Here is a 12,803-nt window from a genome sequence, read left to right on the forward strand (position 1 = left end):
TGTTTAGTGAGCCAATTCTTCTTCAGAGAATACCATATCGGTATAATCTTTTATTTCGTTGTAAACAGTATCTCTTTCTATCGGACGTCTGCCGGCTTGTTTAATAAGCATGGCCAGTTGTGCGGTATTCATAGAAGGAGACTGTTCTTCCGCACCAGCCATTGAGTATATTTTGGTAGTATCGTCGATAGTTCCATCCAGATCGTTTACACCAAATGAAAGGGTAAGCTGGGCATTATTTCTGCCTAACATTGGCCAGTAAGCTTTCAGATGAGGGAAATTATCCATATACAGTCGGGCTACGGCATAAAGTTTCAGGTCTTCAACGATGGAACTTTCGTGAATATCAGACATATCATTGCCTTTATTTCTGAATTTCAGCGGAATGAAGGTATTGAATCCACCTGTTTCATCCTGTAGCTGGCGTAAGCGTTCCATATGATCGATGCGGTGGGCATACGTTTCGAGGTGACCATACAACATTGTGGCATTGGTATGCATTCCTCTTTGATGAGCAGCTTTATGGATAGCAAGCCATCCATCGGCATCTACTTTATCATGACAGATTTTAGCGCGTACCTCAGGTGCAAAAATTTCGGCACCACCACCCGGCATCGATTGGAGACCGGCTTCGTTGAGAATGCGCATCCCTTCTTCTACACTAACTTTAGCTTTACGGAACATATAATCCAGTTCCACAGCTGTAAATCCTTTAATATGCAGATCCGGACGATGTGCTTTGATCTTTTGGATCAGCTCCACGAAGAAATCAAGCTGCATTTTAGGATGCACTCCACCTACGATATGTACTTCTGTCACTGGTTGTCCATCGTATTTTTTTACGATGTCCATCATTTGATCTATACTCAATTCCCAGCCTTCTTCACGATTTTTATATAAACGTGAATAGGAGCAGAAATGACAGGTAAATACACAAACATTCGTGGGTTCGATATGGAAATTTCGATTGAAGTAGGTTTTATCGCCATGTAGCCTTTCTCTGACATGATTGGCTAAAGCGCCTAAAATACCGATATCGCCTTTCTCGAATAAGGTGAGCCCTTCAGCGGGCGTAATACGTTCCTGTTGGAGGATCTTTTCAGCAATGCGTTTCAGCTCCGTATCTAGATTGGGTTGCTGAAGGAGCACTGAAACAGCCGGATTATCATTTCTCATCGTCATCTTACTTTCATTAATTTGATGGTCTTAGCCCCGTTCCTGTAAATTAATTTTACAAAATAAACACCATTTGCCTCATTTACCAAATTAAAGGTCATGCGGTTGTTTGCTCCGACAGCCGAGGCAGGCTGACTGGTTATCAATTGCCCTTGAACGTTGTAAATAGAAACCTGCATCAGATCCTGTGGCCAGGGATAAAATGTGAGCCAGAAAATACCGGAACTAGGGTTTGGATTTAGTAAAACCCCGTTTTGTCTGAGGAGCGGATTGAGAGATCTGCTTACAATTCTTATATTATCAATATAAATATTATTCTCTGAATTTGATATATTTCTGAAGGCTACTTGAAATTTTCCTTTAAGTGCAGTAGCGGTTAAATCAACCGAATCGGTTCTCCATTCCTGTGGCGTAGGTACAAACTCGGTTTGGGTAGGTGATTGTCTGGTAATCAGATTTGGCCCCCATTTGGAATACAGCATTTCTCCTGTTTTACGGCAGTCGGAAGTCACCAGTATTTGCAAAGTATCCCATTTATTACGCTGGGAATTAGGATCAGAATACACTGCTGCTGCCACATCAAAAAACAGGAATACCGAATCGGCTCCCTGCGCATTTATTACCGGAGTAAGCAAATCGTCTATCTGGTCATTGGTATTGTACCCAAGATTTCTCATCAAAGCAGAAGCATTACTATTTCTTCCTACATCTCTCACCCTTTCCCAGGTAAAGCTCCGGTCTGGATTATAAATATCCCAGCCGGGAGGAGGGAAACTGTCATTTTCGAACCCTTCTTCAAAAGGCAGGGTTACTTCAGCATCATATCTGAACCTGCTAGTAGCAGTATCATTACTCACATTTTGATCTGCCTGGCCATTCGGCAACTGTGTATATGCTTTGAGTACATAATTCCCAATTCCTACGTTGGCGGCAGGAAGAGTTACCTGAGTTTCAGCAAAGCTGGCCAGGTTTCCTGTCCATTTCATAGAGGTAAGCGGACCATTATTGACCTGGTACCAGATAGTTACAGTGTTTAAAGTTTGGATGCCCTTGTTGCGGAGCAATACTACGGGCAAAAAGCCGGGATCACAGATTTTACCGATTGGATTGGAAATATTGCTCAGAGAAGCATCAAAATCAAACATCGCAGGCGGATTACATCCATCCGAGGCACTTAAGGTTACTACCATGTTTTCCATGAAGTAACGCATCCTATCTACCTGCCCCTGGGTGAATAAATGCATACAGGCATCATCCGTATAGTCCATATAATTCATGAACATAATACCAGGGTAGGTTGGGCTGCAAAGGTCCAGTACCGGGAAATTCGGGCAACCATAGGTGTTATTGCCCTGAAGTGGGGTATCAGCAATACCGTCATCAACTGAGCAATCGCCGTTATCATCTCCCCAAATATGTTTTAACCCAAAATAATGACCGATTTCATGGGTAGAAGTTCTGCCAAGGTTATAAATATTCCCTACACTACCGGTTGTACCAAAAGCAGTGTAGTGAACTACTATGCCTTCCTGTTCTGAAGGATAGCCAAAGCCTCTGGGAGCGGCTACGCCTAAAAAGTTGTTGGCTAAGCGGGTAACCCAGATATTGAGATATTTACGGGTATCCCAGGCATCGGAACCCCCTGTACTATTATATTTTACATCCGGAGCGGCATTACTGATAGGATAGCTTTGCCCCGGAGCTGTTTTAACTTTAACAATCCCCGTTGTTGGTTCTCCGCCTGGAGTACGCTGTGCCAGGCAAAAATTGAACCTGGTATTACCAATAATGGATTGCCAAACCGGGGGGACCTTTGAAATATCAGGGTTCAGGGCATTGTAATCCTTGTTTAATACATCGATCTGGCTGAGCACTTGTGCGGTAGTAACCATGGATGTATCATCCAATACAATATGTACCACTACCGGAATTGTTACTTGCTGGGGCAATGCTTCAACATGCGGTCGGTTTTGCCCTGATAACAACTTCTGTTCGGTTTGCTGTATTAGGGTCTGTAAAGAAGGAATCTCTTTGACTCTTTGTTGCAGTGCGGTAGCAGTACCGCATTTACGTTGGGCCATGGTTGTTAGGCCTGTAAAAGAGATAAGTAGGATAAGTAAATAGCGACGCAAAAAAGTAAATTTGAGACTGAAGATACGAGAAAAATTTACGCATAAAAAAAGCGCCTCAGATATTTGAGCCGCTTTTTAATCTTTTTATAATATCACGATTAGATATGCTGTTGGATTTTCCTTTCCAAAATCGACTTAGGTACTGCTCCCACAACTTTATCTACAACTTTGTTGCCCTTTACGAAAAGAATTGAGGGTAGATTGGTAATGCCATAATTAATGGAAAGCTGAGGGTTTTGCTCCACGTTTACTTTACCAATATTTACTACTCCTTCGTAATCTTTATAAAGATCATCAATTACTGGTCCGATTGCGCGACAAGGGCCACACCATTCTGCCCCGAAATCTATAACTGATAATTTATCGGATTTCAGAACTTCTGTTTCAAAGTTTGAGTCAGTGAATTCTAAAGCCATATACTATGATTTAAAGTTTGTAAAATGATTGTTTTGATGATCTGAAAATTACAGCATTTTTGACATCTTGCTTATTGTTTAAATCTATACAGATATCAATATTTGAAATATCTGAACTTAGTGCTTTGAAACCCTTGAACTTGTTGTAACGTAAAAAATTGCGCAAAAAAAAGCGGCTCAATTTGAGCCGCTTTTTAATCTTTTTATTATATCAAAGATTAGATATGCTGTTGGATCTTCTTTTCCAAAACTGATTTAGGTACTGCACCTACAACTTTATCTACAACTTTGTCTCCCTTTACGAAAAGAATAGCAGGAATGCTGGTGATACCATAGTTAATGGAAAGCTGAGGATTTTGGTCCACATTTACTTTACCAATATTAACTTTTCCTTCATAATCTTTGGAGAGGTCCTCAATTACTGGTCCGATTGCGCGGCAAGGGCCACACCATTCTGCCCAGAAATCTACAACAGATAATTTATCGGATTTCAGTACTTCTGTTTCAAAGTTTGAGTCAGTGAATTCTAAAGCCATATACTATGATTTAATGTTTTTATAATGATTGTTTTGATTTAATTTTTACGTGCTTAATAAGATCAAATCCCGATCCGGATGCAAATTACTGCATTTTTGGCATCTTACTTATTGTTTAAATCTATATAGACATCAATATCCGGTTGTTTGTGCAGGAAACCCGCCAACTCGTCATTCATTTCTATATTTCTGTTAAACGTATGTAGTTTTGTTTGCATTTGCAAATCTCTGTCTGTCAGGTGTAAATGTAAGATTGTGGTACCTGGATACCTGTTTACATTCTCTACCAGAAAATCTACTGTTTCCCTGGTAACAATCTGAGGCATGGTATTCAGATATATTTGTTTTGTATGCGTTTTCTTCACTTCCTGAAGCAATTGTATACCATTCACCTTGAACTCGTATTCGTTATCATTGAAGCGTTTCGATTTAAACCCGCCATTTATGAACAGGCATAAGCCTGGCTTCAGATAAGGACCAAATCGAATAAAGTCTTCACTCCACAAAGCAAACTCAAATTTACCACTATAATCTTCAATGGTCATAACACCAAACTGACGATTATTCCTGGATATCCTTTCCTGCGCATTGGTAATGTAAACAGCCAGTCTGAAATTCCGTTCCCTGGCTCTTCCACCGGTGGAACCAGGCGTTGAAATTTCTGCCTGATACTCTACCAGTTCCTGGATACTGTTCATTTGATAATGCTTCAGCTCAAATCTGTAATCATCCAATGGATGCCCAGAAATATAAATACCGGTGATTTCCCGCTCGTTATTCAGCTTCATTATCAACGGCCAAGGATCACAATTGGCAATCTTCGGGGGTTCGATATCCGGCATCTCTTCAGCGCCAAATAAACTGCCAATGGAGGAGGTACCACCTGCGGAAACCTGCTGCCCGAATTTAACAATCTTATCCAAACCTGTTACTGTTTCACCTTCCGGCTTATGGAAATATTGTGCTCTATGCAGCGCCGGGAAACAATCAAAGGCTCCCGACATCACCAGGGCTTCCAATGATTTCTTATTAACAGCACGCTGATTTACCCGTTTGATAAAATCAAAGATGGAGGTAAATGCGCTATCTTTCTTCCTCTCTTCCAACAAGTTCTCAATGGCTGCTTCACCAACTCCTTTAAGTCCACCTAACCCAAAACGAATCTGTCCCTGTTTGTTTACCGCAAAACCCTTAAACGATTCATTTACATCCGGTGGTAATACGTCTATGCCCATACGCTTACATTCTTCCATGAAGAAAGTAATCTTCTCAATGTTGCTGGCACAGTTGAGAACAGACGACATATACTCAGCAGGGTAGTGGGCTTTAAGGTAAGCTGTCTGATATGCTACGAAAGCATAACAGGTAGCATGGGATTTATTGAACGCATAGGATGCGAAAGCTTCCCAGTCGGTCCATACTTTTTCACAAATCTTTGGATCGTGCCCTCTTTCGGAACAGCCTCTCATAAACTGTTCCTTCATTTTGTTCAGTACAGCAATCTGCTTTTTACCCATTGCTTTACGCAATACGTCGGCATCTCCCTTAGAGAAACCAGCCAGCTTCTGACTGAGCAACATTACCTGCTCCTGATACACGGTAATACCGTAGGTATCGTTCAGGTATTCTTCCATTTCGGCAATATCGTACTGTACTGGCTCCAACCCGAGTTTACGACGGATAAACGATGGGATATACTCCAGAGGGCCCGGACGATACAAGGCGTTCATGGCAATGAGGTCATCAAACCTATCGGGTTTCAGCTCCCTCAGATATTTTTGCATCCCCGGCGACTCGAACTGGAACGTAGCATTGGTTTCACCCTTCTGATACAGTTCATAAGTTTTGACGTCGTCGAGCGGGATATAATCTATATCAATATCAACTCCGTGATTCTGCTTGATCATTTCCAGGGCGCCCTTGATAATGGTAAGGGTTTTCAGCCCCAGGAAGTCCATCTTGATTACACCGGCCGATTCGATAATACTTCCTTCAAACTGAGTAACCAGCAGGTCGGAATCTTTGGCTGTAGATACCGGGATCAGATCATAGAGGTCTTGTGGTGCAATGATGATCCCTGCAGCATGGATACCGGTATTACGTACCGACCCTTCCAATACGCAGGCTTCCCTCAGCACTTCACCCTGCAAATCCTCGCCTTTTATGAGTTCTCTTAGCTTCTTTACGTTTTCAATATCTTCTCCCACCAGCCCTTCTTTATCGGAAAGGCTCTTTTCACCTTCCAGGGGGGCGTTAAAGATCCTGTTGAGCTGAATGCCGGGTTTGTCTGGCACCAGTTTAGCCAGGCCGTTGGAATCCGGTAATGGAAGGTCCATTACCCTGGCCACGTCCTTGATACTCATTTTGGCGGCCATGGTACCGTAGGTAATGATTTGTGCTACCTGGTTTTTACCATATTTCTGTACCACATAATCAATAACTTTCTGGCGGCCTTCATCATCGAAGTCCGTATCAATATCGGGCATGCTTTTACGTTCCGGGTTCAGGAAACGCTCGAACAGGAGGTTGTATTTAATAGGATCTATATTGGTGATACCAATACAGTAGGCAACTGCCGACCCGGCGGCCGAACCACGACCAGGACCGATGAAAACGCCCAGATCACGTCCTGCCTTGATGAAATCGGCCACAATAAGGAAGTAGCCGGCAAATCCCATATTCTCAATTACCTGAAGTTCGAAGTTGATCCGCTCTTCAATATCGGCAGTCATCTCAGCATAGCGTTTGTGGGCTCCCTCCATAGTCAGGTGCCTTAAATACTGATCCTGCGTAAAGAATTCTTTGGGAATAGGGAAGTTGGGGAGGAGAATGTCTCGCTTCAGATCCAGCAACTGCACTTTATCAACTATTTCATTCGTATTGTCGATAGCTTGCGGAAGATCATGAAACAACTGGGTCATTTCTTCCGTAGTCTTGAAATAGAACTGGTCGTTGTAAAATGCAAACCTTCTGTTTTTCATAGACGACTCATCGTCTGAAAACTCTTTATTGGTAGGAGTGCTTTTCTTTTCACCGGTATTGATACAGAGTAGAATGTCGTGGGCATTGGAATCGGCCTGATCTACATAGTGCGAATCGTTGGAAGCAATTACCTTCACGTTGTATTTCTCTGCAAACCTTAACAGCACCACATTTACCTGATCCTGTTCAGGGATTCCGTGGCGTTGTAATTCCACATAAAAATCTTCTCCAAAGATATCGAGCCACCAGCGGAATTCCTTCTCACCGGCTTCCTCTCCATGCTTCAGGATTGTTTTCGGAACAGATGCCCCTAAACAACAGGTGGTAGCAATTAAGCCTTTATGGTATTGAAGTACCAGTTCTTTATCGATGCGGGGATATTTACCGTACAATCCTTCAATATACCCTAAAGAACAAAGTTTGATAAGATTTCTATATCCTTCGTCATCCTTTGCCAGTAATACCTGATGGTAACGAATGTCTTTTTCATCCCTGGTAAAGGCACGTTTATGCCGGTTTTCTACTACATAAAATTCACATCCTACAATAGGCTTCACTTTCAAGCGTTTATCCTTTGGATCGCCTGGGTTTAATTTGTTGTTATAGGCTTCTGCAACAAATTGGAAGGCTCCAAACATATTTCCATGATCAGTGATAGCCAGGGCGGGTTGATTGGAAGCCATCGCTTTTTTGTAAAGCGACTTTATATCTGCGGCACCATCCAGTAAGGAGAATTGGGTGTGAACGTGTAAGTGAGAAAAAATCATCGGCTATTCTATTTCGTCAAGCGACAAAAGTAGGAGTTTATTTTCGATTTTGAATAGAATAGACTCTTCTTAAAAATTCAATCGCTTAAAAATCAAAAGTTTGAGAAATGACATGTATTTTAGCGAAAATTTTTACCAGACCGACTATGATCAGAGTAAAGGGACATCTTGTGAAGTTATCGATATGTGCATTGTCACTTAGCTCTTGCGCTTCACTGAAGAAAACCACCGCCAGTAAAAAGGCCACAACACCTACAACCACAGAATCTGCCGCCAACAGGCGGGTAGAATTTTTAGACGGTATTTCTACTAAACGTAATACCTATACTCCCAAAACGGAGAAGAAAGATGTCAGCATCAGTAAAAACATCACCAGAAGCAGTGCAAACCTGGAAATGGCCCAAGGCTGGCAATTCAAATATGCACAACTGTTGGATGTAGCTGTTGAACAGGTCCTGAATCAGCGTTTATACAGTTTTATTGAAGATTGGTGGGGAACTCCCTATCGTCTTGGAGGAAAAACAAAATCAGGAATAGATTGCTCCGGTTTTGTAAATACCCTGATGAATACTGTCTTCGCAATGGGATTGTCGGGAAATTCGGCCGATTTGTTTACCCAGGTTAAGCGAATGGGTGTCAAAGACTTGCATGAAGGCGATCTGGTATTTTTCAGAATTCACCACCGTCGTATTTCCCATGTAGGCATATATCTCGAGAATGATAAATTTGTGCATGCCTCTACCAGTAATGGTGTTATTATCAGCGATCTTAAAGAGCCATACTGGAAGAAGTATTATGCCGGAGGAGGTAGATTATAAGCCCTCAATACATTTGTTTTATTGTTAATTTTATCCGATTTTTACTGTTTTAACTTGATCTCTGCAACAGCAGTATAAGACCTATCATGGAATTAGCTCCCATCGTATTATTTGTGTACAATCGGCCTGATTTAACTTTAAGTACACTGCAACATTTAAATCAGAACAAAGAAGCCGGTGAAAGTACCCTTTATGTATATTGCGACGGTCCTAAAGCTAATGCAAGTCCTGAACAAAGAACGCAAATCAATAAAGTGCGTGAAATTGTTAGGAGTAAACAATGGTGCAAGGAAGTAGTAATACTGGCCGCCGAACAGAATAAAGGCCTGGCAACAGCCGTAATTGATGGTGTTACCGAAGTTATTGCACGCCACGGCCGGGTTATTGTGCTGGAAGACGACCTTACAGTTTCTCCCTATTTCCTTAAATTCATGAATGACGGGCTTAATAAATATGCTGACGAAGAAAAGGTGATGGCCGTTCATGGTTACCTTTACCCGGCAACCCTACCCGCCAGTGAAACTGCTTCTACTTTCCTGATTCATGATCCGGGCAGCCTCGGATGGGGAACCTGGGCCAGAGCCTGGAACAAATTTGAACCGGATACCGAAAAAGTAATTGAACAAATCAAAGCCAAAAGGCTGAAGAGGCAGTTCGACTTCTGGGGAGCATATCCTTTCTTCAGAATGCTGCATCAACATAAAAATGGAAAAGTAAGCTCCTGGGCCATCAGATGGAGAGGAACCGCTTATATTCACGATATGCTTACACTTTATCCCAATCGTTCACTGGTCAGACATGATGGCAACGTAGCTGCTGCTACCCATCATTTCAAAGAGGAAGATTGGCTTTATACAGAAATCTATCAGCATGAAATACCTGTAAATGATATTCCTGTAAAGAATAATGAGAAGATGGAAAAAGTGTTTGCAGATTTTCTCAGATATAATGCCGGTATGACAATTTCTGCTAAAATCAAAAACAGATTAAAGCAATACTGGAAAAAAATTGCAGGATCATGATTAAAAAGCTCAGGAAAATATTCAAGAAAGTAAAGCGGGATATCATCGCTCCTGCACCCTGGAACAATCTGAGAAGACTTCAGCCCCTTTCTACAACCTTTGGCTTCGATAGAGGCACTCCCGTAGATCGTTATTATATAGAAAATTTTCTAGGCTCACATAAAGCCGATATTAAAGGAAGCGTACTTGAAATAGCTGAAAGCAGTTACTCAAAACAGTTTGGTGAAAACGTCAAAAGCTTTGAAGTATTGCACGTACAAGCCGGTAATCAGGTAACTATTGTAGGTGATCTTACCAACAAGGTATCGCTGCCCGAAAATAATATTGATTGTTTTATCTGTACCCAGACTTTCAATTTTATTTACGACTTTAAATCAGCAATTGAAGGAGCCTATCATTTACTGAAACCAGGTGGAGTGCTGTTGGCAACGCTGGCCGGTGCTACTCAAATTTCGGCCTACGATGCACAGCGCTGGGGCGATTACTGGCGTTTTACAGCTCAATCAGCTACCCGGGTTTTTGGAGATGTTTTTGGTGCAGATAATATTGAAGTAACTTCTTTTGGCAATGTGCTTACCTGTACCGCTATCCTGCATGGCATGGCGGTTGAAGAGCTTACAGAAGAAGAATTAAAATACCAGGACCCTGTTTATCCAATCATTATTGCAGTAAGAGCTGTTAAAAGATAAACGAAAATCAGATGAGCGGATTAAGCGATAAAATATTCAATGTTGTACATTATGTTGCCAATAAGGTGCAACGCCCTGCAGTGATCCTGCTGTATCACCGGGTCACAAAACTCATGCAGGACCCCCAGGAGTTAGCAGTATCACCTGCTAATTATGATGCCCATCTCGCTCATCTGGCTGCTGAATATAATGTTCTCGATGCCACACAATTTCTCGATCATGTTATCAATAAAAAGCCCTTTCCCGAAAGAGCTGTTTTTATAACATTTGATGATGGCTATGCAGATAATTATCATGAAGCACTGCCTCTTCATGCCAAACATGAAGTACCGGCACTGTTTTATATCACCACCTCTAAGCTCAATACTCCTTATGAACTTTGGTGGGATGACCTCGAACGGGTACTTCTTACAACAGACCCGTTACCATTAAAATTAGATGTCAATATAGCTGGCCAGGCATGGGAGTACCCAACTGACTCCTTCTCTGCAATTACTGAAACCTATTATGCTTTACAACAGGTGCTGAGATTTTGCAAACCTGATGTAATAGAATCTGTAATGGCGCAGTTATATGATTGGGCTGGAACTACTGCTGAAGGCAGGCCCACTCATCGTATGATGACATGGGATGAATTAAAGGTAATGAGCCAGTCGCCCTACGTTACAATAGGTTGCCATACGCACAGACACCCTGCTGTAGGCATGCTGTCGTACGATGAGCAACTGAGTGAAATTGGAGAATCAAAACGTTTATTGGAAGAGCATTTGCGCATTCCTATCGAACATTTTTCCTATCCTTTTGGCAGCAGAAAGTTTCTGGGTAGCAAACGATACTATAATGCAGACAGCATCAAGGCATCAAAAGCTCTCGGTTTAAAAATGGTATGTGCCAACTACCACGGGCAAGTGCATTCGTGGAGCAACTCTTACGCCTTGCCTCGTATTCTTGTAAGGAACTGGGAACTGCCGGAATTCAAAAATAAAATGCAACAGTTCTTTAAATATTAATTAGGTGAAAGTACTTTTTATCAATAAATATGAAGACAGCGGAGGTGCAGCCATTGCGGCACAACGAATAGCAGAAGGACTTGCAGAATATTATCATACCCATAATCATTTCCTGGCCGGTATACATAAAGTAAAAGGACTAAATGTAACGGCTACACGACCTGGAACAATCAGAAATGTAATCGAAAGAGGGATTAATGTATTGAGCAACAAAATCGGATTACAATATCTGTATTTCCCTTTTTCTACCGGTTCAATATTAAGACATGCCCAATACTTTAAACCCGATGTAATTAGCCTGCACAATATTCATGGTGGCTACTTTGATGCGGCATTGTTACCAAAGCTTTCAGCAATAGCCCCTGTGGTATGGACGTTGCACGATATGTGGGCACTAACCGGGAATGCTGCTCATACCTTTGGAGAAGAGTCGTGGAAACAGGGAAGGGTAGGGAAGAATGAACATAAACATTCACCTAAGATGGGATTGCCAACCGGCAATTTTTTAATAAACAGGAAGAAAAGACTGTATGCCGACAGTGACCTGTCTTTTGTTTCTCCGTCACACTGGTTATATGAGATGACAACAGAAAGTCCGTTGACCAGGAATAAACCTCTTTATCATATTCCAAATCCTATCGATACAAATTATTTCAAACCACAGGATAAGGAACTGGCCCGTCAGGCTTTGGGAATACCTGCAGGCGCACCTGTGATAACTTTTGTTTCTGAACGGTTGTTCCAGAGCGAATTTAAAGGAGGTGCCGATTTATTACAAATATTGAAACTAATAGATGAGCAGCTTAGTTCAACTGTTCATTTATTAATGATAGGTAGAGATGAATTACCGGCAACGTTCAAACATCTGAAACCTATATACACCGGTTATGTGAAGGAAACCAGTAAAATGATGCAATGCTACAGTGCCAGTGATATATTCTTTTACCCGACCCGCGCAGATAACCTGCCAAACGTATTGATAGAAGCCGGAAGTTGTGAAACGGCATGTATTACCTTTGATGTTGGAGGATGTAAGGAAATTGTGTTGGATCAGCAAACCGGATATGTTATTCCGCCTGGTAACCTGGAACAATTTGCAAAGCAAACCTTAACACTGCTCCAAAATCCTGTAATCAGTGAGGAGTTTGGAAAAGCTGCCAGGGCTCATATAATCACGAATTATGGAATGCCTGTTGTAGCACGCCAGTACTATGAACTATTTCAATCTGTCATAAAATCTAAAAATAACTGACCA

At 41.8% G+C, this 12,803-nt stretch carries 10 protein-coding genes; 5 read left to right on the plus strand and 5 right to left on the minus strand.

The window, feature by feature from the left end; translation table 11 throughout:
* Nucleotides 1-3: 3 nt before the first annotated feature.
* The 5 genes from mqnE to dnaE form a co-directional block, all read right to left on the minus strand.
* Nucleotides 4-1,182: an aminofutalosine synthase MqnE gene (gene mqnE, locus DVR12_RS27070; RefSeq protein ID WP_116978948.1), complete on the minus strand. Its 1,179-nt coding sequence runs from the start codon at nucleotides 1,180-1,182 to the stop codon at nucleotides 4-6.
* Nucleotides 1,179-3,308 carry a M43 family zinc metalloprotease gene (locus DVR12_RS27075; protein ID WP_147323554.1) on the minus strand — a complete coding sequence of 710 codons (2,130 nt, stop codon included), beginning with the start codon at nucleotides 3,306-3,308 and terminating at the stop codon, nucleotides 1,179-1,181. The genes mqnE and DVR12_RS27075 overlap by 4 nt, the downstream gene beginning before the upstream one ends.
* A gap of 98 nt (nucleotides 3,309-3,406) precedes the next feature.
* The gene (trxA, locus tag DVR12_RS27080; RefSeq protein WP_116978950.1) at nucleotides 3,407-3,724 is read right to left on the minus strand and encodes a thioredoxin; all 318 of its coding nucleotides are present in this window, start codon (nucleotides 3,722-3,724) and stop codon (nucleotides 3,407-3,409) included.
* A gap of 218 nt (nucleotides 3,725-3,942) precedes the next feature.
* Nucleotides 3,943-4,260 carry a thioredoxin gene (gene trxA, locus DVR12_RS27085; protein ID WP_116978951.1) on the minus strand — a complete coding sequence of 106 codons (318 nt, stop codon included), beginning with the start codon at nucleotides 4,258-4,260 and terminating at the stop codon, nucleotides 3,943-3,945.
* Between the two features lie 104 nt (nucleotides 4,261-4,364).
* A complete protein-coding gene (gene dnaE, locus DVR12_RS27090; RefSeq protein WP_116978952.1) occupies nucleotides 4,365-8,009 on the minus strand; it encodes a DNA polymerase III subunit alpha in 3,645 nt (1,214 codons plus the stop codon).
* A gap of 146 nt (nucleotides 8,010-8,155) precedes the next feature.
* On the opposite strand from dnaE, the gene DVR12_RS27095 reads away from it, so the two are divergent.
* The 5 genes from DVR12_RS27095 to DVR12_RS27115 all read left to right on the plus strand — a co-directional run bounded on the left by DVR12_RS27095 (nucleotide 8,156) and on the right by DVR12_RS27115 (nucleotide 12,800).
* Complete coding sequence (locus DVR12_RS27095) at nucleotides 8,156-8,827, plus strand: C40 family peptidase (protein WP_158563390.1); 672 nt, start codon at nucleotides 8,156-8,158, stop codon at nucleotides 8,825-8,827.
* A gap of 86 nt (nucleotides 8,828-8,913) precedes the next feature.
* Nucleotides 8,914-9,849 carry a glycosyltransferase family protein gene (locus DVR12_RS27100; protein ID WP_116978955.1) on the plus strand — a complete coding sequence of 312 codons (936 nt, stop codon included), beginning with the start codon at nucleotides 8,914-8,916 and terminating at the stop codon, nucleotides 9,847-9,849.
* Nucleotides 9,846-10,538, plus strand: coding sequence for a methyltransferase domain-containing protein (locus DVR12_RS27105; RefSeq protein WP_116978957.1), 693 nt, complete (start codon nucleotides 9,846-9,848; stop codon nucleotides 10,536-10,538). The genes DVR12_RS27100 and DVR12_RS27105 overlap by 4 nt, the downstream gene beginning before the upstream one ends.
* An 11-nt stretch (nucleotides 10,539-10,549) precedes the next feature.
* The gene (locus DVR12_RS27110) at nucleotides 10,550-11,548 is read left to right on the plus strand and encodes a polysaccharide deacetylase family protein (RefSeq protein WP_116978958.1); all 999 of its coding nucleotides are present in this window, start codon (nucleotides 10,550-10,552) and stop codon (nucleotides 11,546-11,548) included.
* A 4-nt stretch (nucleotides 11,549-11,552) separates the two neighbouring features.
* Nucleotides 11,553-12,800: a glycosyltransferase gene (locus DVR12_RS27115; RefSeq protein WP_116978960.1), complete on the plus strand. Its 1,248-nt coding sequence runs from the start codon at nucleotides 11,553-11,555 to the stop codon at nucleotides 12,798-12,800.
* Nucleotides 12,801-12,803 lie beyond the last annotated feature (3 nt).

The organism is Chitinophaga silvatica, assembly GCF_003419895.1.
GTDB classification, from domain to species: domain Bacteria; phylum Bacteroidota; class Bacteroidia; order Chitinophagales; family Chitinophagaceae; genus Chitinophaga; species Chitinophaga silvatica.